The organism is Pseudomonas fluorescens, from assembly GCF_001708445.1.
Lineage (GTDB): Bacteria > Pseudomonadota > Gammaproteobacteria > Pseudomonadales > Pseudomonadaceae > Aquipseudomonas > Aquipseudomonas gorinensis.
In genome coordinates, this window is record NZ_CP015637.1 from 436,243 (window position 1) to 458,378 (window position 22,136).

The 22,136-nt window shown below is 62.2% G+C and carries 17 protein-coding genes and 1 tRNA gene; 6 read left to right on the plus strand and 12 right to left on the minus strand.

The genetic code is table 11. The features are described from left to right. Positions 1-193 precede the first annotated feature (193 nt). From A7317_RS01890 to A7317_RS01910, 5 genes are all read left to right on the plus strand, one after another. A complete protein-coding gene (locus A7317_RS01890) occupies positions 194-967 on the plus strand; it encodes an ABC transporter ATP-binding protein (RefSeq protein ID WP_069075096.1) in 774 nt (257 codons plus the stop codon). Between the two features lie 13 nt (positions 968-980). Further along, positions 981-1,733, plus strand: coding sequence for an ABC transporter substrate-binding protein (locus A7317_RS01895; RefSeq protein WP_024072848.1), 753 nt, complete (start codon positions 981-983; stop codon positions 1,731-1,733). Positions 1,734-1,807: 74 nt separating this feature from the next. Next, the gene (locus tag A7317_RS01900) at positions 1,808-2,503 is read left to right on the plus strand and encodes an ABC transporter permease (RefSeq protein WP_024072847.1); all 696 of its coding nucleotides are present in this window, start codon (positions 1,808-1,810) and stop codon (positions 2,501-2,503) included. 38 nt (positions 2,504-2,541) lie between these two features. Continuing rightward, the gene (locus tag A7317_RS01905; protein ID WP_041161076.1) at positions 2,542-3,231 is read left to right on the plus strand and encodes an ABC transporter permease; all 690 of its coding nucleotides are present in this window, start codon (positions 2,542-2,544) and stop codon (positions 3,229-3,231) included. Beyond that, positions 3,212-4,399, plus strand: coding sequence for a methyltransferase (locus A7317_RS01910; protein WP_069075097.1), 1,188 nt, complete (start codon positions 3,212-3,214; stop codon positions 4,397-4,399). Before A7317_RS01905 ends, A7317_RS01910 begins: the two co-directional genes overlap by 20 nt. 241 nt (positions 4,400-4,640) lie before the next feature. Here A7317_RS01910 and bcsQ (A7317_RS01915) read toward each other — a convergent pair whose 3' ends face one another. The 11 genes from bcsQ (A7317_RS01915) to A7317_RS01965 all read right to left on the minus strand — a co-directional run bounded on the left by bcsQ (A7317_RS01915) (position 4,641) and on the right by A7317_RS01965 (position 21,223). Continuing rightward, positions 4,641-5,573 carry a cellulose biosynthesis protein BcsQ gene (bcsQ, locus tag A7317_RS01915; RefSeq protein ID WP_069075098.1) on the minus strand — a complete coding sequence of 311 codons (933 nt, stop codon included), beginning with the start codon at positions 5,571-5,573 and terminating at the stop codon, positions 4,641-4,643. 177 nt (positions 5,574-5,750) lie between these two features. Further along, the gene (locus A7317_RS01920) at positions 5,751-6,875 is read right to left on the minus strand and encodes an alginate O-acetyltransferase AlgX-related protein (RefSeq protein ID WP_069075099.1); all 1,125 of its coding nucleotides are present in this window, start codon (positions 6,873-6,875) and stop codon (positions 5,751-5,753) included. 12 nt (positions 6,876-6,887) lie between these two features. Continuing rightward, a complete protein-coding gene (locus tag A7317_RS01925; RefSeq protein WP_024072842.1) occupies positions 6,888-8,303 on the minus strand; it encodes an MBOAT family O-acyltransferase in 1,416 nt (471 codons plus the stop codon). Between the two features lie 17 nt (positions 8,304-8,320). Continuing rightward, a complete protein-coding gene (locus A7317_RS01930) occupies positions 8,321-8,986 on the minus strand; it encodes a cell division protein FtsQ (protein ID WP_069075100.1) in 666 nt (221 codons plus the stop codon). After that, positions 8,986-9,651, minus strand: a complete 666-nt coding sequence (locus A7317_RS01935) for an SGNH/GDSL hydrolase family protein (protein WP_024072840.1) — start codon at positions 9,649-9,651, stop codon at positions 8,986-8,988. The genes A7317_RS01930 and A7317_RS01935 overlap by 1 nt, the downstream gene beginning before the upstream one ends. 17 nt (positions 9,652-9,668) lie before the next feature. Continuing rightward, positions 9,669-13,508, minus strand: a complete 3,840-nt coding sequence (locus A7317_RS01940) for a cellulose biosynthesis protein BcsC (protein ID WP_069075101.1) — start codon at positions 13,506-13,508, stop codon at positions 9,669-9,671. After that, complete coding sequence (bcsZ, locus tag A7317_RS01945) at positions 13,490-14,686, minus strand: cellulose synthase complex periplasmic endoglucanase BcsZ (RefSeq protein WP_024072838.1); 1,197 nt, start codon at positions 14,684-14,686, stop codon at positions 13,490-13,492. The genes A7317_RS01940 and bcsZ overlap by 19 nt, the downstream gene beginning before the upstream one ends. Further along, positions 14,683-16,950, minus strand: a complete 2,268-nt coding sequence (bcsB, locus tag A7317_RS01950; protein ID WP_024072837.1) for a cellulose biosynthesis cyclic di-GMP-binding regulatory protein BcsB — start codon at positions 16,948-16,950, stop codon at positions 14,683-14,685. Before bcsB ends, bcsZ begins: the two co-directional genes overlap by 4 nt. Next, positions 16,947-19,166 carry a UDP-forming cellulose synthase catalytic subunit gene (bcsA, locus tag A7317_RS01955; protein WP_069075102.1) on the minus strand — a complete coding sequence of 740 codons (2,220 nt, stop codon included), beginning with the start codon at positions 19,164-19,166 and terminating at the stop codon, positions 16,947-16,949. Before bcsA ends, bcsB begins: the two co-directional genes overlap by 4 nt. Next, entirely contained in the window at positions 19,163-20,185 is a 1,023-nt protein-coding gene (gene bcsQ / locus A7317_RS01960) for a cellulose biosynthesis protein BcsQ (RefSeq protein WP_024072835.1), read from the minus strand. Before bcsQ (A7317_RS01960) ends, bcsA begins: the two co-directional genes overlap by 4 nt. Before the next feature lie 636 nt (positions 20,186-20,821). After that, the gene (locus tag A7317_RS01965) at positions 20,822-21,223 is read right to left on the minus strand and encodes a hypothetical protein (RefSeq protein ID WP_069075103.1); all 402 of its coding nucleotides are present in this window, start codon (positions 21,221-21,223) and stop codon (positions 20,822-20,824) included. Between the two features lie 165 nt (positions 21,224-21,388). On the opposite strand from A7317_RS01965, the gene A7317_RS01970 reads away from it, so the two are divergent. After that, positions 21,389-21,464 (plus strand) — tRNA-Thr (locus tag A7317_RS01970). A 254-nt stretch (positions 21,465-21,718) separates the two neighbouring features. Here the strand turns inward: A7317_RS01970 and A7317_RS01975 are convergent. Further along, on the minus strand, positions 21,719-22,135 hold the full coding sequence (locus A7317_RS01975) for a hypothetical protein (protein WP_024072986.1): 417 nt from the start codon (positions 22,133-22,135) through the stop codon (positions 21,719-21,721). Position 22,136: the final 1 nt, after the last annotated feature.

Sequence of the window (22,136 nt, forward strand, 5' to 3'; positions counted from 1 at the left end):
TTTTCGGGATCAAACGGTTGTTCGGTTGTTGATGGCGCGACACGCTGCTGTGCCGATGCGACACCCTGCCGCAGAGCCCCGGTTAACCGTCCGCAGCGCTGTTGGCTGTCATCCAGACGCTATGCTAGCTTGGCGCCTCGCCAGGAAGGCGGCCCAACAGCGTCGAACGCAATGAACACAATGAGGACCGCACATGGCTGAGGCCACGCCCGCGCTTGAAATCCGCAACTTGCATAAACGCTATGGTGAGCTGGAGGTACTCAAAGGTATCTCGCTGACCGCTCGCGACGGCGATGTGATCTCGATCCTGGGTTCCTCCGGTTCCGGCAAGTCCACGTTCCTGCGCTGCATCAACCTGCTGGAGAACCCGCACCAGGGGCAGATCCTGGTGGCTGGCGAAGAGCTCAAGCTCAAGGCCGCGAAAAACGGCGAACTGATGGCCGCCGACGGCAAGCAGATCAACCGCCTGCGCAGCGAAATCGGTTTTGTGTTTCAAAACTTTAACCTGTGGCCGCACATGAGCATCCTCGACAACATCATCGAGGCCCCTCGCCGTGTGCTCGGCCAGAGCAAGGCCGAAGCCATCGAAGTCGCCGAAGCGCTGCTGGCCAAGGTCGGCATCGGTGACAAACGCCACGCCTACCCCGCGCAACTGTCCGGCGGCCAGCAACAACGGGCGGCCATCGCCCGCACCCTGGCCATGCAGCCCAAGGTCATCCTGTTCGATGAGCCCACGTCGGCCCTTGACCCGGAAATGGTCCAGGAAGTACTTAGTGTGATCCGCGCGCTGGCCGAAGAAGGCCGCACCATGCTGCTGGTCACCCATGAAATGGGCTTTGCCCGCCAGGTGTCCAGTGAAGTGGTATTCCTGCACCAGGGCCTGGTCGAAGAGCAAGGATCGCCACAGCAGGTGTTTGATAACCCGCTTTCGGCGCGCTGCAAACAATTCATGTCCAGCAACCGTTAACGGAGCAACCTGCATGCAGAACTATAAAAAATTCCTTCTGGCCGCGGCCGTTTCGATGGCGTTCAGCGCCACGGCCATGGCAGAAACCTTGAAAATGGGGATCGAAGCGGCCTACCCGCCGTTCAACAATAAAGACGCCAGCGGCAACGTCGTGGGCTTCGACAAAGACATCGGCGATGCCCTGTGCGCCAAGATGAAAGTCGAGAAGTGCGAAGTGTATGTCTCCGACTGGGACGGCATCATCCCGGCCCTGAACGCCAAGAAATTCGACTTCCTGGTGTCCTCGCTGTCGATCACCGATGAACGCAAGCAGGCCGTCGACTTCACCGACCCGTACTACTCCAACAAGCTGCAGTTCATTGCTCCTAAAGCCACGGCAGACTTCAAGACCGACGCGGCCTACCTCAAAGGCAAGATCATCGGCGCACAACGCGCGACGTTGGCCGGTAGCTACCTGGAAGACAAGCTGCCTGACACCACCGCCAAGCTCTACGACACCCAGGAAAACGCCTACCTCGACCTGACCTCCGGCCGCCTGGACGGGATCCTCGCCGACAAGTACGTGCAGTACGAATGGCTCAAGAGCAAAGACGGTTCGGCCTATGAGTTCAAGGGCGACCCGGTTGTAGAAAGCGACAAGATCGGTATCGCCGTACGCAAGGGCGACCCACTGCGCGAACGCCTGAACAAAGCCCTGGCAGAGATCAAGGCAGACGGCACCTACAAGAAGATCAACGACAAGTACTTCCCGTTCAGCATCGAATGATCTGATCGGCCTGCCCGGCGCGCGCCTTTAAGCGCGCCGGCTTTCAGCTTTGCCTGCCGCGATATGAAAACACCATGAATTTCGATCTCTACGGATTCGGCCCCGCCCTCGCCGCCGGGGCGCTGATGACCGTCAAGTTGGCGCTCACGGCCCTGTGCCTGGGGTTGGTGCTCGGCCTGGCCGGTGCCTTGGCCAAGACCTCCCCCTACAAATCGCTGCAATGGCTGGGCGGTGCGTACTCAACCATCGTCCGCGGTATTCCCGAACTGCTGTGGGTACTGCTGATTTATTTCGGCACAGTCAACCTGATGCGCGCCCTCGGGGAGATGCTGGGTAACCCCGACCTGTCCCTCAGCGCCTTTGCCGCCGGGGTCATCGCCCTGGGCCTGTGCTTTGGCGCGTATGCCACGGAAGTGTTCCGCGGCGCGATCCTCGCCATTCCCAAGGGCCATCGTGAAGCCGGTGTCGCCCTGGGGCTGTCGAAATTTCGCATCTTCACCCGCTTGATCATGCCGCAAATGTGGCGCATCGCCCTGCCGGGTCTGGGCAACCTGTTCATGATCCTGATGAAAGACACTGCGTTGGTCTCGGTCATCGGCCTTGAAGAAATCATGCGCCACGCGCAGATCGGCGTGACCGTCACCAAGCAGCCGTTCACCTTCTTCATGGTCGCCGCCTTCATGTACCTGGGCCTCACCGTACTGGCCATGACCGGCATGCACTTCCTGGAAAAACGCGCCAGCCGTGGCTTTACAAGGAGCACCCAATGAGCGGCGACTACAGCTGGCTGTCCCATTTCGACCTGGGCCTGAACTGGGCCGTGATCATCAAATGGCTGCCCAAACTGGCCCAGGGCGCGACCCTGACCCTGGAGCTGGTGGCCATCGCGGTGATCGCCGGCCTGCTGCTGGCGATCCCTTTGGGCATTGCCCGTTCCTCGCGGCGCTGGTACGTGCGCACCCTGCCCTATTGCTACATTTTCTTCTTCCGCGGTACGCCGCTGCTGGTGCAATTGTTTCTGGTCTACTACGGCCTGGCGCAGTTCGATGCCGTGCGCAACAGCTTCATGTGGCCTTACCTGCGCGATCCGTTCTGGTGTGCCACCGCCACCATGACCCTGCACACCGCCGCCTATATCGCCGAGATCCTGCGCGGTGCGATCCAGGCCATCCCGCCAGGCGAGATCGAAGCCGCGCGCGCCCTGGGCATGTCCAAGCCCAAGACGCTGTTCTACATCATCCTGCCCCGCGCCTCGCGCATCGGCCTGCCGGCCTACAGCAACGAAGTGATCCTGATGCTCAAGGCCAGCGCCCTGGCCAGTACCGTCACCTTGCTGGAACTGACCGGCATGGCGCGTACCATCATCGCGCGCACCTACCTGCCGGTTGAGATCTTCTTCGCGGCCGGGCTGTTCTACCTGTTGATGGCCTACCTGCTGGTACGCGGCTTCAAACTGCTGGAACGCTGGCTGCGCGTCGATGCCTGCCAGGGACGTTGAGACACGCTTCCAGGTGCTGGATGCGTTCCTGGTCGAGCACCAAGGGCTGTGGCGACCACGGCCCTTCACGCACTCCCGGCTACCCTGGGAAACCCAGCATCCGCAACTCGCCCAATGGTTGCGCCAGCGCTCGTTGGCCGATGCCGAAAGCAGCCATAACCAGCCCCACGACCTGCCCGCCCCCGCACCTTTTCCACAGCTGGCCGCGCAAGCCCTGCGCCTCAGTGCTGTGGATAAGTTACCGACCCAGCCCCTGGCAGCCGCGCGCCATCGCTTGAATGTCGACGTCCCCGGGCGTAAATGGCAGCAGATCGAAGCGTTCGGCGCCGCGCTGCACTTTGCGCAGACGCCGACGCATTGGCTGGACTGGTGCGCCGGCAAAGGCCATCTCGGGCGCCGCCTGCTGCAACCTGGCCAACAGCTGACCTGCCTGGAATACGATCCGGCGTTGATCGCCTCCGGCCAAGCCTTGAGCGATCGCCATCGGTTGCCGGTCACCCATCGCCTGCAAGACGTAATGGCAACCGTAGCGATCAACCCCGACCACACCCCCGTCGCCCTGCACGCCTGTGGCGACCTGCATGTGCGCCTGCTGCACGCGGCCAGCGCCGCCGGCTGCAAGCAACTGGCGCTGGCACCGTGTTGTTATAACCGCATCAATGCCGAGCGCTACCAGGCGCTGTCCGGCGCCGGCCGTGCGTCGCGGCTGCAACTGTCGGTCGAGGACCTTGGCCTGCCGCTGAGCGAAACCGTCACCGCCGGTGCCCGCGTGCGCGTGCAACGGGATACGTCGATGGCCCGGCGCCTGGGGTTCGATCAGTTGCAACGTCAATTACGCGGCTGCGACGAGTATTTGCCCGCGCCCTCGCTGCCCGCCAGCTGGCTCGACCAACCCTTCGCCGACTACTGCCGGGAACTGGCGAGTCTCAAAGGGTTATCCACAGGCGAGCAGGATTGGCCCGCACTGGAGGCCGACGGTTGGCGACGCCTGGCCGAGGTCAGGAACCTGGAATTGCTGCGTGGTCTGTTTCGGCGCCCGCTGGAGCTCTGGCTGGTACTGGATCGGGCATTGTTTCTGGCCGAGAAAGGCTACAGGGTCGAGGTAGGCAGCTTCTGCGAATCGACACTGACGCCGCGCAACCTGATGGTGCTTGCCGAGCGCGATTAAAGGGCAAAATTGTCGCACCCCAGCCTGTGGATAACTCTGTTGATGGAATCTTTACAGAAGCTGTAGCCAACAACGCTACCGGCAAAAAGCCATGCTGCTCATTTTTTACCCACGGCATAAACCACCCGCAAAACAGGCAGTTGCAGCGTGATGAGAACGGCTCCACAAAACGTGTATTGGGTGACAGCGGCCACTGCCCAATTGTGCATAAGCATCTGGTGATAGGCGTATAAACCGCGCTTTACCGCAGCTTTCTGCAGGCGATCAACCACCGGCAAAGGTCGTTGATATCGTCGCTCGCCAGGCCCGCCGCCAGGCTGTCCAACGGGTCTGCGCCGAAGGCCAGGGCTTCGCTGATCGCCATGTCGCGATGCACCTCCCACGGCGCCTTGTTCAACCGTTGCTTGAACGCCTCGACCATGTCCAGGCTGAACGCGTTGTCTTCATCGAGCTGGTTGATCACGAAGTGCACCTGCGGCGGGCGCTCACGCTCCAGGTGCGGCGCCAACAGCGCCTGCAATTGATCCAGTGTTCCCAAAGATGCCGCGTCAGCCTGGGCGATGACCAACACCACATCGGCCACGTTCAGCGCCTGGTGCACGTACACGTTATTTCCGGCAGGGGTATCGATGACCACCGTATGGCGTGCGCTCAGGTCCAGGGGGGCGAGGTGTTGCGCCAGCCAGTCGGGTTCATCCTTGAGCCAGCGCTGCAGCTTTTCCTGTTGCTGTGTATCGCTGTCGCCAAAGGGAATGACTCGACTACCGGCAAAACCCGGCTGCTGGAGAGTCTCCCACTGCGCATGTTGCAGGCTGGCCACGCCGATGCCCGGCGCAGTCGGGCTGACCCCGAAGTGAAGCCGCAGGGCGTTTTGCGGGTCCAGGTCCAGCGCGACCACCGGTTCGCCGTGGCGCTGCAGGCCACTGCTCAAGGCGGTGGCCAGGGTGCTGCGGCCCACCCCCCCATTCACCGATACCAGCGCCACCACGCTCGGGCGCGGCGCCGCGCCGGCTACCGCCTGGGTTTGTTCATTGGCGCGGGGAGACTGGCCGGAGAACGGTGTGCCGTCATCGACCGGGATGCTGCCGAAAAAGTGCAGCCGCGCATGCTGCCCTTGGGGGTCTCGGCTCACGTCCTGGCCGAGAAGAACGAGAAGACTGTCGGTGAAGCTCATCGCACATTCCTCCTCACGGCGAAGCTTAAAGACGTGAAAAAGGTCAGCTGATACGACTGCTTACCGCAGGTCTTTTTGTCGTCGCCTTAATGCCCGCAGTCTGCTTCAAGCCAGCAACAGTGTCATTATTTTGCTGTAGGAGCTGGCTATTTTTTAGACAAGTGGCAAAAAGTCAATTTACTGACTAATCGTCACCGGGTCGTACGGCGTCTGCAGGTCGCGCTCCGGGATCTCCCAAATCAGCAACTTGGGCGGGGTTTGCTTAAACGCCGGGCTGTCGAAATACGCCTTGGCCGCACCGGAGAATTCGCCACCGTCCTTGCTGAAGTTGCCTACCGGCGCATTCAGGGCCTTTTGCAGGAAGCCCACAAAGTTGGAGTTGCGCGAGAACGAGGTGCCGATCAGCGCCACATTCGGCAGGCTGGCATCGCCGAACAGGTCGTCGGCATTGCTGGTGGCGCCACCGCTTTCATGGGCGGAACTGGCCGCGACCGACTCGCCCGGTGGCTGCAATTTCGGCGGCAGCCAGTCGAGGCCGGCCAGACGCACCAGGTCACCCGGGCGCACGGCGAGCGGTGCCTGGGTGATCGTGAAGGTTTGTTCCGGCGTGGCCTTGATACCGCGCTGCTGAATGCGCTGGGCCAGGGCCTGGGCCCCTGCGTTGGCGCCGATTTCGCTCCAGTGGGTATCGGTGCGCAGGTATGCCTGCGGGCCCAGTGGCTTGAGCGTGTCAGTCAGGTCCAGCGCGGAGACGCCGGCAGCCTGCAACGCGGCAGTCCAGGCCTGGACACGGCCATCGAGCACGGCAGGGCGGTACAGGCCGCAACGCTGTGCGGCCGCGATGCGGCTCTTGTCCGGCACCACCACCACTTGCAGGTCGATCCCTTTTTTGCCCAGTTGCTGTTGCAGGTCGATCACGGCCTGGGCCTTGGTCTGTGCATTGGCGTCGGCATGGCGGTTGATGCGCAGCTCATCGCTGATAAACAACCAGCCCGGGCATCCCTGGCGCACGCGCGGCCCGGTATCGCCGAAGGCCAGCCAGCTGGAGCCACGCTCCAGGTTGGCGGTCTGGATCGCCATCGGTGCCTTGGCCAGTTCCTTGGCGAAACGGTGGGTCACGTCGCCATGCAGCAGCATGTCGGTGTCCACCTTGGCCGGCACGAAGCTGATCGGGCCCTTCACCATCAGCCAGGCGCAAGACAGAAGCCCCGCCGCCAGGAAGGGCACCAGCACCCAGGCCGCCAGGGGGCTGGTACGAACGGCCAATTCGCTCGGTGGAGTCGGTGCGGTAGGAGCGGGCATGGTCGGGCTTCCTTAGAACTGAAAGTACAGAAACGGTACGGCGTCGCGGCTGGCAATCAGCGCGAACGACAACACAAACCCGGCCACCGGCCACAGCGAAGCCGCCACCAAAAACCACGGCTGAGTACCAAAGCGTTGCTCGCAGCGCACCTGCCAGATCGGCGCGATGATGCATACCAGGCCCAGCAAGGCCGCCATGCCATGGGCCGGGCGCAGGGCGACCGCCATTGCGTCACCCAGGGCCATGCCGTGCATGCCGAACTGGCCGGCATACATGGTCAGTGCCGAATGGAAGTCCGGCGCGCGGAACAAGGTCCAGGCCAGGCACACAAACAGCAACGTCAGGACGTGGGACAACACCGGCGGAATACTCGGCAAGCTCGAACGCGACCAGGCGCGGTCCACGCACAGCGCCACCCCGTGGGCCGAACCCCACAACAGGTAGTTCCAGCTATCGCCGCCGTGCCACAAACCGGCAATCGCCATGGTCAGGAACAGGTTGCGATAAGTACGCCACACACCGTCACGGTTACCGCCCAGGGCGATGTACAGGTAGTCGCGCAACCAGCTGGACAACGACAGGTGCCAACGGCGCCAGAAGTCCTGGATGCTGCTGGCCAGATACGGCCGGTTAAAGTTTTCCGGGAAGTGGAAACCCAGCATCAGGCCTAGGCCGATGGCCATGGCGCTGTAGCCGGCGAAGTCGAAGAACAGTTGCAGCGAATAGGCCAGGCAACCGATCCACGCATCCACCAGGCTCGGGTTTTCCAGGTGGAAGGCAATGTCCACCAACGGCGACAAGGTGTCGGCCACCAGCACTTTCATGCCCATGCCGATCATGAAGCGCCGCGCGCCGAGGGAGAAATTCGGCCAGTTGAAATACCGCTGGTTCAGCTCGCGACGGACCCAGTCGTAACGAATGATCGGGCCGGCAATCGAGTGGCCGAACATCGAGATATAGGTGGCGTAATTGATGAAGCTGCGCTCCACCGGCACCGTATGCCGGTGTACGTCCACCAGGTATGAAATCGCCTGCAATACGATGAACGACAAGCCGGCTGGCAACGCCACGCGCTGCCAGTCCAGTGGCATGGCGCCGTACCAGGTGATCACCTCACTCACGGTGCCCGCCACGATGTTGGCGTACTTGTACCAACACAGCACCGCCGTGTTGAACACGATCAACGCGATCAACAGGCGCACCCGGCCTTTGCCATCCTCGCGGGAGCGGTCCACCAGCAAGCCGCCGACCCATGCCACCACGGTCAAGACCATGTGCAGGAACAGGAACAGCGGGCTCAACCAGCCGTAGAACAGCCAGCTGCCGATCAACAGGATGACGTTGCGCCAGCTCGGACGAGCCAGGGCATAAATCAACAGGAAGGCCGGCAGGAACAGCGTGAGGAATTCGAGTGAGGCAAAGACCATGGTGGTGTCGGGCCCGATCAGTTAGCGAGTGCGTCAGAGGCGAACAGCAACTTCGAACCTGCAGCCGAAGGAACAGCCAGCACGCTATAGCGCTCGCCAGCCTTGAGGGTGAACGACAACGGCTGGCCAACCGGCGCGCCGGCGCATTTGAGCTGCACCGACAGTTCCACCGGGTTGATCATGCGCCGCTGCAACGAACCTTCGGCGACCTGCTTGAACAGCTCGGCTTTTTGCGCCACGGCTTCCAGGCTCGCGTCGGCGCACGTGGCGTCGGCGTTGATAAAGGCCAGGGAGGCTTTGAGCGCGTTGAAGTCGTCCGGCTGTTCGCGCACCACCAATTGGCGCGTGGCGCCCTTGGCGTCGACCAGCGCCACCACGGTGGCGAATTCGCCTGGGGCGACGGTCACCGACAGGTCGGCGTCCTTGCCATCGCGGCTCAACACGCCCTTGATCGGCTTGTCACCGCCCACCACCGGCAGGAAGGACGAGACCAACTTGTCGCCATTCAACACCAGGCTGGCCTTGGAGCCGGCGGCCACCAGCTTCAGTTCGCTGCCGGTGCCGTTGGCAAACCGCAGGAACGCTGCGTCTTGCTCCGGGCCGGTGGGATACAACGGGATGTCGGCGCTGTAGGCGCTGACGCTGGCGAGCAAGGCCGCCAGACCCAGGGTCATCCGTTTCATTATTTGCTTCCTTTACCGTAGGCCGATGGCGGCAGGTCACCCAACGCAGTACCAATAGCCTTGGCCCACTTCTGGTAACCGTCGATGGTGAAGTGCTGGCCGTCGGTGGTGATCCACTCGCCCGGCTTGGAGAAGGTCAACGAGTCGATGTAGGTGCACGGCGCCACGTTACTGGCCAGGAACGACGACATCAGCTTGGTGCGGGTGTCGTCCTTCTTGTACTGGGAACCGACCTTGCCCCATGGCGGGCCGACCCACACGCACTTGGTGCCAGTCTCGGTGATCGCCTTGGTCAGCGAGGTCACGCTTTTCCAGGCCCAGGCTTTGGGGAACACCGGGTTGGTGTAGGAACCCATGGTGTCGCCGATAATCAGCACCACCACATCGGGTTTGTCCTTGGCGATCAGGTCTTTGATCGGCGTGGTGCTCATGGCGTTCTTGCCGTAGATCACCGCTTTGCCGGTGGGCATGCGTTCGCCGCCGCACTCGACTTTTTTCGGCACGACCCAATCCGCCGCACCCGCGCCACAGGCGCCGATGGAGTGAACCACCGCGCCTTGCTTGGTCAGGTTGTCTTGCAGCGGGTTGAGCAACGAATCGGGAAAGCTCATATGACTTTCGCCCAGTACCAGCATGGTTAGGCCGGCAATCGCAGAAACAGGCATGAATGACTCCGATTTAATCAGTTGGAATAGGGGGAACGGTACGGGCTGACCGGCAATGGCATCGGCCCGCTCAGGTCCTCGAACAAGTAGCGCAAGTAAGCATTACCGGCGTACTGGCGGTAGTCCTGGGCGTTATCGAGACCGATTTCGCCACCCAGGTAGAACCGCGAGCTCAGACGATATTCGGCAGCAGCGTTGAAGCTGTAGCCGACGCCGGTTTTGCTGGAGCTTTCGTACTTGGGATTACCCCTGGACGCCTGAAGTGTGCTGTCGCCAGGGAAATAATCCGTGCCATCTTGCGCGATATGCTGCAAGCCCACCGAACTTTTTACCTGGTAGCTGAAGCGGTCAAAGCTTTGTGCCCAACGAATCGGCACACCCAGGGAGAAGAAACGCTGCGGGCTGAAGTAACCGCCGTTGCCGTAGGTGTAGAAGTCCTGGTTTTCCTTGAAGGTCATCGCCGAGCCGCTGATCCCCAGGGTCAACGTGTCCCGCGGGTTGTTGCGCAGGTACCAGTAGATACCGCTGCCCAGTTCCAGGCGGGTGTTGTCTTCGACGTTATTGCCCAGCAGTTCATGCAGCGACGCGTAACCGTAGACGCCCAGCTTCTGGTTGTCGTAGCTCAACTCGCCACGGCCGCCGTTGGCGGTGACGCCACCCCACTTGTTGCCCTCGCCGTCTTCGGAACCGGCAAAGGAGGTGACACTGTCAGTGACCGGACGCCGCGAAATGTTCGCGCCATAGCGGAAGTTCGGATTGGCTTCAAACGGACGCGACACACTCACGCCACCCACGAGGGTGTTGTAGAGGAAGCCCAACGGGCTCACACCGACATCAGCCTTAACGCCTTCATCCGGGTTTTCAAATGCCACGGCCAGGCCTACACCGCTGTCGCTCTGGGAACCCGCCGGGGTCGTGGAGCCTTTGCCGAAGCGCGACAACGCATCGCTACCGACGCTACCCGCACTCACGTGCACCGGCGTCACGCGCAACGCCACGGTGTTGTCACCCACCGGCATCCGCGCCTCAAACGGCGCTTCCACGTCGGTGATCTTGCTCAAGCCTTTCTCACCGTTGTTGCTGCGCACGCTCAAGCCCTGCACCACATAACCGGTACGGTCACGCAGGATCGTATCCAACGCGCGCCGCGCCGGGCTCAGCTCGGGGCTGTCGATGGAGGCGATGTTCGAGGGCGGCACAAACGGCTCGCTCAAGTCGTTGGACGTCGCGCTGGCAAACGCGCTGGACGTCACGGTCTTGGTCGGCGCATCGATCGGCGGCGGTACAGCGCCGGCGACAGTCAGGTCGGTGACCTGGCGACGCTGGCCCGGCAGGCCCACGAAGGGGTTATACGACTTGCTTTGAGTGTCGGCCTGGGCCACCTGGGTCTTGGCCTTCATGGCGTTTTCAATCGCCAGGGCCTTGCGCAGCAGTTCAGCGGCTTCGCTGTTCTTGCCCAGGCCCTGGTAGATACGCGCGGCGGAGGTGAGAATCTCCGGGTTGGCCGGTTCCAACGCCAGGGCCTTGTTGCTGGCCGATTGCGCCAAGTCACGGTCGTTGCCTTTCAAGGCAATATCCGCCAGGCCCATTTGCAGGCGTGCATTGTTCGGGTTCTGCTGGATCAGCGGCGCGTACAGCTCCATGGCCTTCTTGCCGTTGCCGCTGGCGGCATACATGCGCGCCAGGGCGCCGACGCCCAAGGCGTCGTTGGGACGCTGGGCCAGGGCCGGCGAGAGCATGTCGTAGGCCGCCACCAGGTCGTTCTTCTCGCGCAGGGCATCGGCCTGCTTGACCCGGTACAGGTAGATCAAATCGTCGTAGCGCTGGCGACCGATCTCGGTCAATGGCTGGCCTTGCACGTCGCGCAGGATCTCGCCCGCCTCGCTGTACTTGTTGGCCTTGAGCAGCACGTTGGCGTACAGCAGTTTCTGGTCGACCGTCGGGTTGGGGTTGTTCTCCACCACCTTCTGCATCATGTCCAGGCCGTACTGCGCGGCACCGACTTCCACATAAGCGGCGGCCAGCACGGCCACGCGCTCAGGCTTTTGCCGCGTCAGCGGTTCGGAGCGACCGAGCAGCGCCAGGGCTTCGGGGCGCTGGCCACGGCGAGCGGTTTCGATGGCGATGTCGGTCTGCTGGTGCAGCGCGATATCGATCGCCAGCTCGTTCATGTCAGCGGTGCGTTGGGCGGTCGGGATACGGCCCAAGGTGGTTTCGGCTTGCTTCCACTCGCTCAACTCGGCCGACAACAAGGTGCTGGTGTACAGCGCGTCCGGCTGGTTGGGCTGGGTCTTGAGCAGACCGTCGATCAAGGCACGGGCGTTGCGGATCTGGCCGTCGCGCAGGTACATGCGGGCCAGGGCAAAGCGGGTCCAGGGGTTTTCCGGGTCGGCATCGAGGGCCTGGCGGTAGGCGGCCTGCGCGGCCTTCACATCGCCGCGCTGTTCGGCCAGCTTGCCGACCTGGGTAGCGCGAAGTGCGTTGATTTTCACGCTTGGCGCGAACTTGGCGCGCTGGGCGGGCGACACCGAGTCGATCAGCTTCAAGGCTTCGTCCGGCTGGCCCGATTGGGACAGTACGTTGATCAAGCCACTCAGTGCATCCGGGTCGCCAGGGTGACGGGCCAGCACCTTGCGGTAGCCGGCTTCGGCGGCGTCGAACTGATTGTCCTGGGCCTGGAAACCCGCCAGGGCGACGGCGGCACCGGGTTGGCCGGGGTTCAGGCGTTCGGCCTGGGCCACCAGGTCACGGGCCTGGGCGCCACGGCCGGCGCGCTGGGCGTCGCGGCTCTGGCTGATCAGGTTCCAGTAACGCACGTCATTGAGCGCTGTTTGCCACGCCGCACCACCCGGTAAACGGGTGGCCTGTACCAGGTAGTTTTCCGCTTCGCTGTAACGCTCTTGCTGTTGACGCAACACGCCCATGCCACCGAGGGCATCGACGTCATTGGACTTCTCGGCCAAGCGCGCGGCCAGCAGCGGCTCGGCGGTTTTCAGGTCGCCAGCGTCCAGGGCCTTGAACGCCTTGGTCATCTGCGGATCGCGCTGCCAGGTACCGCCATTTTTGCCTTGGGCAATGCCTTTGTTCATCAGCGCGCGGATCTCGGTGTCATCCGGGTGCGCAGTGAGGAACTGCTGGAACAACGCCACCTGGTCGGGCTTGGGCGGGCCGAGCCAGATCAGCGCGAAGCGCCAGGTTTCATCGGCGTTACCGCCCACGTCGTTGTTCGGTGCCAGCTTGGCCAGCGCGCGAATACCGTCGGCACGGGTGGCCGGGTTACGCGCCAGGTGCTTGGCCAGGAACAGCGCGACGATCGGGTCGTTCGGCCGCTCACGGGACAAGCGCTGCAGGCCGGCGATCGCTTCATTGGTGCCCTTGGCGGTGAAGCCCAGGGTGTTGTAGTACTCGCGGGCAATCAGGCCCTGGGGCTGGCGGCCCTGGAAAATCTGGCGGTACAAGGCCACGGCCTTTTCGCGCTCGTCATCGGGCTCACCCAGTTCACGGGCCTGCTCCAGCAACTTGGCGTTGTCGGGCTTGTTGACGGTGATGTCTTGCTCCAACTGCAATGCCTGGCGCGGGACCGGGCTCAGCGCTTGCAAGCGGGCCAGGTATTTCTGCGCCTCGGCCGGGCGGTTCTGTTGCACCTGGATCAGGCCGATGCCGTACAGCGCATCCGGCTGGTCCGGGCTCAGGCTCAGCAGTTTTTGCCACGTCTCAAGGGCGCGCTCAGGGTTTTTCTTCGACTGCCAGTAGTAGCCCTGCTCGATCAGCAGGGACTGGGGGTCGCTGGTTTCGGCCAGGCTGGCACTGGAGGCCAGGGCGGCGAGAATCGCAATGGCTAGCGTGTGACGGCGCATGCTGCCTCCCAGGATAGTTTGACCGTACCGTCTTGTTCAAAACGGTACTTCTGATCGGCAAAGCCCTGGCTGAACAGGCTGAGCATGTAGTCGTAGTAGATTGGTTGCGCGCTGTCAGGTGCCGACGGGGCCAGGGCTTTGTTGAGCGCGTCGTCGACCTTGGCCTTTTGCAGTTGTGCCAGGGCGGTTTCGCCACGGGCCTGGAAGAAGGCAATGGTCGATGCCGAGAAGCTGAGCGGCGAGTAGCCGTTGTTCTTCTCCACTTCGCCGGTGGTGACGTGGATTTTCTCCGGCGGGAAGCCGGTGGCCGCCGCAGCCGTCGCCCGGGACATACCGCCCAGGGACTTGAGCATGCCCGCCGCCAATGGATCGCTCTTGGCGGTCATGCCGGCCCACATGTAGGTGCGGATCGCGTCGTAGCTGCCCAGGTCATCGGAGAACGGGTCGACCACAAACAGCCCGGTGTTGGCGCTGGTGGCGCGGTAGCCGACCCAGTTGGCCGCCAGGCCATGGGGGTTGCTGGCGGTATCGGCGAGCATCCGCGCGTTGCTTTCGGCCACTTCGTTCCAGCCGGCGTTCGGGCGCTCTTTATGGAAGCGACGCAGTTGCGCCAGCACCTGGTAGCTCGGGTTGAAACGCCACAGGCCACCGCCATGCACGTAGCCGACCGGCCCTGGCAACAGCATCTTGCCCAGGCCCGGCACGCGCACGATCAGGTTGCGTTCGACGTTGGCCAGCAACAATTGCGCGTCTGCGCGGTACTGCGGGGCATTCCATACGCGGGCCGCTTCGAGCAGCGAGTAGGCCATCCACAGGTCAGCGTCGCTGGCGGAGTTAGGGTCGATGATGCCCCAGGTGCTATCAGGCTTTTTGCCCCATAACCAACCCGGCAGGTTCTGACCGATATCGGCCCCCGACATGTTGGCCTTGGTCCAGGTCCAGAGCTTGTCAAAGCCTGCGCGGTCGTTACCGACGAGGGCGAAGAACATCGCGTACGACTGCCCTTCCGAACTGCTCTCGGTGGGTTTCATCGACGAGTTCAGCACGCGACCGTCATCCTGCACGAAGCGTTTGGCGTAGTTCTGCCACAGCGGCCAGTCGCAGGTCTGCGCTTGCGCAGCGCCTGCAAACATCACCGAGCCCAGCGCTATCAGGGCCATGCTACGCAGCGGGCTCATGCCAACCGCCGTTTTGCACGGGCACGCAGCGATAGGTAGATCAGGCTGGTCACCACGGCGAGGCCGAGGAAGGTGATCAACAGCATCCAGCCCAGGTTCTGCGAGAGTTGCCACTGCATGAACTTGAAGTAGTTGAGCTTGCCGACGTAGTACTGCTCGTCCGCCACCAGCGAGCTGATTTGCGTGCCTTGTACCACCGCCAGGCTGCCCTGGATCGAGTCTTTGTAGTTGTCACCGCCGATCAACGCGGAGGTGGCTTCCAGCAGGCCCTGAGGCTGGTTGCTGGCGATCAGCACCACGCTGCGGCCAGCCTTGAGCGGCGATTGGAAACCCGCCAGCCAGGTGCTGCTGCTCAAGCTGTTGAAGGTGATCCCGGTATTGGCGGTGTGGGTGTTAGCCGCAGGGTCCGGGCTGACCCAGCTGCGCACATAACGCGGCAGGTCAGACAGCAGGAACTGGTGTTGCTCGCCATCGCTGGTTGCCGGCAGGTATTGCTGCCACTGCTTGAGCAACGGTTGGTTGCCTGCGGTGGCGAGTACCAGCAAGTCTTTGTCGGCAACGCTTTGCACGTCCTTGGCCTGCACCACTTTGACGGCGGTCGCCGGGTAACCGGTGGCTTCGCCGAAGCGGCCGAGCACGGTCAGGTACGCGGTGAGTTCGTCGGTGCCGTAGTTGTCGGGCATGACCACAGCCGATTCCGACAAGTCAGCCAGGCGGGTGAACGGGAAGCCGGAGTCGTTGAACACGCCCAGGTTCGGCATGGCGATAAAGTGCTGGTAGCCGGTGACATCGAGGGTGGAATCCGGGTCGATGGAACCGCGCATGTTATCGACGATGATGTCGCGGCATTCGCCTTCTTTGATGTAGTCGTACATAAAGCGCAATTGCAGCTTGGACTTGGGCGACGCCGAGCTGATCGGCAACAGGGTCGTCACTTCACGCGGCAGGCTTTCGTCTTTCTTCAACTGGTCGAGCAGGGTTTGACCACCGCCGAGGTTGCTCACCGACGGCAAGGCCACGGACTTCATGAACTGGTCATTCAGGCCGATCAGCAGCGACGAATTGGTCGACACCTGCTGCGGCGTGTAGCGGTATTTGACTTTGAGCGGCACGCCCTCTTCACGCCAGTTGAACAGGTCGGGCGGCAGGCGCAGGTCGACGCTGATGGCGCCGGGGTTGTAGCCCGACACGCTGAGTTTCTGCTGCTCGACCAACTCGCCCAAGCGCACCGGGCGGTTGCTCGGCAGCCAGTTCGGCGCGTCGTACGGACGGCGTGGCGCGAGGCTGTCGAGCTTGGTGATGACCACGCTGTTGCCGGCCAATACCGGGTTGCCCAAGGCGACCGCCGTGGCGGCGCGCTTGAGCTCTGCGCCATCGCGACCGGTCACGATCAGCAGCTTGCCGTTGGCATCGTTGGGGTTGGCGAGCAGGGTCAGGGTCGGGCCGGTCGGCTTGGCCACGGCGATACCGTGTACATCCATTGCATCGGTGGTTTGCACCAGCACGATCGCGTTGCCCTTAGCCGGCAGGTCGCCGAGGGTGGTGGGGAAGGTCGCGCCACGGTAGCTGGCGAGGCCGCCAATCCACGAGGACAAGGTGCCGGCAGCTTCCAGCGCGGCGCTGTCCGGGGTGGTCGCGAACACGAACGGCAGGCTGACCTGGCGCGCATCACGTTTGTCGAAGAACGGCAGCGGCAATACAGCCAGGTCGTCCTTGAGCACGATCGGCTCGACCTGCACCTTCAACTCACTGCTGTTGCTGATTTTTGCCCACAGGCTGCTGTGCAAGGGGTCTTCGCAGGACATCGTGTAGTGGCCGATGAACTGCAGGCTCAGACGGTTGAACTCGGTGATCAACTTCGGCGGGATCTGCACCAATTGTTCTTGCTGGGTGCCCGCGCCTTCTTTAGGCAACGGCAGGCTGGCGGCGACTTCGCCGTTGACCAGCACGTTGATCTGCGACAGGTCCGCCAACAGTGCCGGCGAGTAGCTGTACTTGAGCAACAACTGCGCGCCCTTCACCACTTCATCGGCACGGATGTCGAAGTTGACGCTGTCGGACGACTCCACGCCTTGCAGGTTCATGGTGTCGCGACGGCCCAGTTGCTTGAGCGTCAGGCTGTAGCCGGTGTCGGTGCTTTGTACCGGTACCGTGGTGACGGCTTGCTCGGCAGCTTGCGCCAGCGAATTCAGGCCCATCAGCGAGGCGATCATCAGCGCGAGTGCACGGCGCGGATGAGGACGAGAGAACATATTCGAGGTCATGGCTTGTCCATCAGCGTATCGAGCGGTTGTGTAGGGGTGCGGCGCAAGGCCAGACGCAATTCGTGCAGGGTGGCGCGGCCGAGGGTGAACAGGCCGCCGATGCCAATGGCGCCGACTTCGCGCAGGGCTGCCAGCGGGGTGTCGGGCTGGCCGGCTCCCCAACTGGCGGCCCAGGTGTCGGCACGCGAGAATGTCAGGCGCACCAGTTCGCTTTGCTGGCGCAGGCTGAGGGGTTCGAACTGGGCACCGATCTGCGCGCCCTTGCTGAACACCACCCGCGCTTCAAACAGGCTGTCTTGGCCGTTGCGCGACAACACCAGTTGCACGCGCTCACCCTGGGTGATCGAGTGGCCGTCGCTGAGCATCAGGCCGAAGCCATTTTGCGAAAAGTCCTGGGTGACGCCATCGAGCACGCGGCCATCGGCGCAAATGATGCTCACCGGCAGCTTGGCGCTGACGCGCGGCTCGGAACGCACTTGGCGCGCCTCGGACGCTACAGCCACGGCGGCGCTGGTGATGATCAGGTTGTAGAGGGTCCAAGTCAGGTTGATCGCCACCGTCACGGCCGTGGACGCATCGCCCCAGACCAACTGATGGATACCGAAGCCCAGGCCGATCAGGTTCACCGCCAACAGCACCAGGTAGGGCCGGGCGAGTTTCCAGTCGAAGAACTGCTTGTCGATGATGCCGCCCTTGTCGGTGACGTTGAAACCACCGGCCTTGGGGTTGACCAGCGGCACCAGCACCGGCGGCAGGATGTACCAGGCCAGTACGGTCTCGTACACCTCGTTCCAGAACGAGTGACGGAAACGCCCCTGGATGCGTGAGTTGGTCAGGCTGGAATGCACCAAGTGCGGCAACACGTAGGCGACGATCATCAGCGCCGAGGCGTGGAAGATTTCCGCGCCGAAAATCAAATAGGCCAGCGGCGCGGTGAGGAACACCAGGCGCGGCAGGCCATAAAAGAAGTGCAGCATGGCGTTGGCGTAGCAGATGCGCTGGCCCCACTTGAGGCCCTTGCCCAGCAGCGGGTTGTCGGTGCGGAAAATCTGCGCCATGCCCCGCGCCCAGCGAATCCGCTGGTTGATGTGGCGCGACAGGCTTTCGGTGGCCAGGCCCGCGGCTTGCGGGATCGCCAGGTAAGCGGTGTTGTAGCCCAGGCGGTTGAGCTTGAGCGCGGTGTGGGCGTCTTCGGTCACGGTCTCGACCGCCACGCCGCCGATTTCCAGCAGCGGCTTACGGCGAATCACCGCACACGAGCCGCAGAAGAAGGTGGCGTTCCACAGGTCGTTGCCGTCCTGCACCAGGCCGTAGAACAGCTCACCCTCGTTAGGCACGGCGCGGAAGGTGTCGAGGTTCTTTTCGAACGGGTCCGGCGAGAAGAAGAAGTGCGGCGTTTGCAGCATCGCCAGCTTCGGATCTTTAAGAAACCAGCCCAGGCTCACTTGCAGGAAGGAGCGCGTCGGCACGTGGTCGGCGTCGAACAGGGCGACGTATTCGCCGTCGGTGACCTTCAGCGCTTCGTTGAGGTTACCGGCCTTGGCGTGGAAGTTATTGTCGCGGCGGATGTAGTTCACACCGACCTTGCGGCAGAAGTCGCGGAACTCATCACGGCGGCCGTCATCGAGCACGTGGACGCGCAGCTTGTCCTTGGGCCAGTCCATCGCCTGGGCGGCGAAGATGGTCAGCTTGACGATGCTCAGGGCTTCATTATAGGTGGGGATAAACACGTCGACCGTCGGCCACTCTTCCGGCTCGGTGGTCAACCATACCGGCGTGCGGCGCAGCGGCCAGGCGGTTTGCACGTAGCCGAAGATCAGCACGATCAGCGCGTAGAACTCGGCCGCGACCAGGCCGTAGCCGAAGAACATGTCGAGCCAGGTTTCAAAACCCAGGGTGGAGGTCAGGCGCCAGAACATGTAGCGCAGCGACGCCACCAACGACAGCACCACCAAAGCCAGGATCGCCAGGCGCCCCGGGATCTTGCGCAGCACCAGCACCACGACGAAGCACACGGCGGCGAACAGGCATTGGCTGTAGAGGTCCAGCGGCGCGCTGATAATGCTCAGCAACAACAAGGCGCCGAGCACGCAACTGGTAACGACCAGTACCGTGCGCAGCGCCGCAGGCCAGCGATTGAAGCGCGCGATGGCGCCATTTAGGCGCTGTTCAGCGCGCCCTTCGACGAAGGGCGTGGAGAGCGTATTGTCGGTCATGGAAGGTCCGAGTCGATGCGTTCGAGCAAGGCGCGGCACAGAGCGTGGACGTCCTGGCTGCCGATACTGTTGACGGTTGGGTCGAGGGGATCACGCCCGTAGGCCTGGGCTTCGCTGAACGACAGATCACGATGCACTGTGCCCAGCAGGGCATTGCCCAGGCGCGTCTTGAACACCTCGACCATGTCCACGCTGAAACGGTGGGCAGCGTCCAACTGGTTGATCACATAAAAGGACTGTGGCGGCTTCTCGCGCTGGAGGTAGGGCGCGAGCATCGCGTCCATCTGCGCCAGGGTGCTGAACGACGCCACATCCGGCTGCACCACCACCAGCACCGCGTCGGCGACCGACAGGGCCTGGCTGAAGTACACCGTGTTGCCGGCAGGGACGTCGATAACCACGATGTCCTGGCCGCTCAATTTAAGACCGGCCAAGCGTTGGCTCAGCCACTGCTCATCCTGGCCCAGCCAGCGATTCAGGCTCTGCTGTTGTTCGTAGTCAGTGCCCCCGAACGCCACCAGGCGGCAACCGGCAAAACCGAATTCCGGCAAGGCTTCCCAGCTTTGGTTATGCAGGCTGGTGGCGCCCACGCCAGGCATGTCGAGACCCAGGCACAGGTGATGACGCAGGGCGTTTTGCGGGTCCAGGTCCAGCGCCAGCGCCGGCCGCCCCTGGCGCTGCAAACTGCTGGCAAGCGCCGCGGCCAAGGTGCTACGGCCGACACCGCCTTTGACCGAGACCACCACCACGACTTTCGGTGTGGGCTGCGCCGAAGACACTTCAGGGCGCAGATGGTCGGCTTCGCCGTGGTTCAGCTCTTCCAGCAGGCGCAGCAGCGGCGCCGACGGGGCTTCATCCACAAGCGCCGCAGCGACAGGCAGGGGCTTAACAAGCGCCGGGCTTTCCAGGACCTCTACATCGTCCTCAATGAACTCATGGACAAATTCGATTTCGCGGTAGCCATTTGGGTTGGCACCCAGCTTGTTGAATAGTTTTGAAATGTCATCTGCTCGACTCACTCACTGCCCCTCCCCACCTGATTTGCGCTTTAAAGGCGATAAAAAGGTCAGCAAAGAGCTGACCTTGTATTTTTCTAGTTATGTGGTGTGAGGCGCATTCTGTGATATCACATTGATGGTGTCAGTATTTTGATGCTTTTTGCTCTTAATTATCCGACGAACGGCGTGGCGCCATTTTTATGACGATTTACCGGATAAAAACGTATTATCTGTAAGAACATGAACTTGCACTGATTTATCCGGTTTCTTGTTGTCCGACCGGTCAAGAACGGCACAAATCTGACATAGCCTTCAACAATTAATCAGTTGCCTCACACTGTCTCGAAAATTTGCCTACACGGTTAAGTAATTAAACCCACCGTTCATATCGCGCGACAGAATACTCAAACCCCTGCCGGATTCAAGGCAAAACCCGCCGGGCGGTCGCTGGCAAAGTCGCACCCGCCTTACCCCTGCACAGATACCCCCAGCGCCGACACACAGCGAAGCAAAACCCGCGCCGCCAGACCCACAACCGCCATCGGCCGGGCCGTCAATCAGCCCTGCCTTTATTCACCCCGAGCAGCACGCCCAAAACGGCCCACCCCAGTGCAACCGCGATAACGGCGCGCCCGCCTTTAGCGCAAGCCGCAGCGGTTAACGCAGTCGCCGCTCCGTAAACGCGTAATCCTCCTGACAATCCCCGGAAGGCCCCGCCGCCACACTCACGTAACGCACCGTATCCGCGTCCACCAGCTGATAGGTGTACACATCCGGCATACGCACCCCATCCGTGCGCAACTCATTCTTGCCATTCACCGCCGACCACGTGCCCTGCTCTGTCTGAATCGCCTGCGTCTGCTGTACATCGCGGAAGAAAGTAATGGTGAAACGCCCATCAGGCTTGAGGTGGGTGGTCCACGACAGGAACTGGCATTTATCGGTTTGCGTGCGCAAGCCCTTCCAAGTACCAACCAAGGCCGGGTCATAGGCGGGCTTCTGAGTTGAACAGGCGCCGAGGGCAATGGTGAGGAGGATGAGGGAGAGAGTCCGTTTCATGTGGAGCTTCCTTTTAGGTGGAAAGGCTTGCGACTGCGCCTGGCAGTGGAGGATGAATCCTACTGACATGGGGAAGAAAAAGGGATCGCGGCAAGGTTTGTAAAAATAGTCAGAATTCAGGGGTTTACAGATGCTTGCCAATCGCTATAATCGTCGCCCTAACACGCCGGTATAGCTCAGTTGGTAGAGCAACTGACTTGTAATCAGTAGGTCCCGGGTTCGACTCCTGGTGCCGGCACCATATAAGACGAAGCCCTCACAGAAATGTGAGGGCTTTGTTGTTTCTGGCATTCAGGGGGTGTCAGAAATTTTGTGTTCGGGCATAACATGAGTAAGAGGTGCATGTATGCCAACCAAAAAGAAACCCGCGTGCGGTGTGTCAGTTAAAAACACATCGCCTGTAATGGGGCCGCTTCGCGCCCCAACGCGGGGCAAGCCCGCTCGCCACAACAAGCCCGCTCGCCACAGGTTACTGTTGCCCGTTCTATCTCTTAACTACTGTCCGGTCGTATTCGCTTCATTTACGCCATACACCCGCAACCCCGCCAGGATATCGCGGTCCAGCATGCTCACCCAACGGTTGTAGTTGCGGTGGATCTTGCCGTCCTTGTAGCCCAGGTCGCGGCTGTCGCGGTAGGTGATGGCGTAGCTGTTGCGGGTGTAGCGGATGTCGATGGCGGCATAGAACTGGTTACGCACGGTGATCTCTGCCTGTACCAGTTGCGGGCTCAGGCGTTGCACGCTCCATTCGCGTTTTTGCAGGGCGGCAACGATCACCTGCTTGATTTTTTCTTCGCTGACCTGGGCATTCGCCGGCAGGTCGTGCTGGGTGTTGAGCACCGGTTTGCTGGTGCAAGCGGCCGTGGTCAGCAGGGCCAGGGTGATCAGGGTCGCGCGTAGCAAAGAAGACATT

Coding starts and splice junctions, on each gene's coding strand:
- A7317_RS01890 (WP_069075096.1), top strand. CDS start 194: ATGGCTGAGGCCACGCCCGCGCTTGAAATCCGCAACTTGCATAAACGC.
- A7317_RS01895 (WP_024072848.1), top strand. CDS start 981: ATGCAGAACTATAAAAAATTCCTTCTGGCCGCGGCCGTTTCGATGGCG.
- A7317_RS01900 (WP_024072847.1), top strand. CDS start 1,808: ATGAATTTCGATCTCTACGGATTCGGCCCCGCCCTCGCCGCCGGGGCG.
- A7317_RS01910 (WP_069075097.1), top strand. CDS start 3,212: ATGCCTGCCAGGGACGTTGAGACACGCTTCCAGGTGCTGGATGCGTTC.
- bcsQ (WP_069075098.1), bottom strand. CDS start 5,573: ATGAGCTTCACCGACAGTCTTCTCGTTCTTCTCGGCCAGGACGTGAGC.
- A7317_RS01920 (WP_069075099.1), bottom strand. CDS start 6,875: ATGCCCGCTCCTACCGCACCGACTCCACCGAGCGAATTGGCCGTTCGT.
- A7317_RS01925 (WP_024072842.1), bottom strand. CDS start 8,303: ATGGTCTTTGCCTCACTCGAATTCCTCACGCTGTTCCTGCCGGCCTTC.
- A7317_RS01930 (WP_069075100.1), bottom strand. CDS start 8,986: ATGAAACGGATGACCCTGGGTCTGGCGGCCTTGCTCGCCAGCGTCAGC.
- A7317_RS01935 (WP_024072840.1), bottom strand. CDS start 9,651: ATGCCTGTTTCTGCGATTGCCGGCCTAACCATGCTGGTACTGGGCGAA.
- A7317_RS01940 (WP_069075101.1), bottom strand. CDS start 13,508: ATGCGCCGTCACACGCTAGCCATTGCGATTCTCGCCGCCCTGGCCTCC.
- bcsZ (WP_024072838.1), bottom strand. CDS start 14,686: ATGAGCCCGCTGCGTAGCATGGCCCTGATAGCGCTGGGCTCGGTGATG.
- bcsB (WP_024072837.1), bottom strand. CDS start 16,950: ATGACCTCGAATATGTTCTCTCGTCCTCATCCGCGCCGTGCACTCGCG.
- bcsA (WP_069075102.1), bottom strand. CDS start 19,166: ATGACCGACAATACGCTCTCCACGCCCTTCGTCGAAGGGCGCGCTGAA.
- A7317_RS01965 (WP_069075103.1), bottom strand. CDS start 21,223: ATGAAACGGACTCTCTCCCTCATCCTCCTCACCATTGCCCTCGGCGCC.
- A7317_RS01975 (WP_024072986.1), bottom strand. CDS start 22,135: ATGTCTTCTTTGCTACGCGCGACCCTGATCACCCTGGCCCTGCTGACC.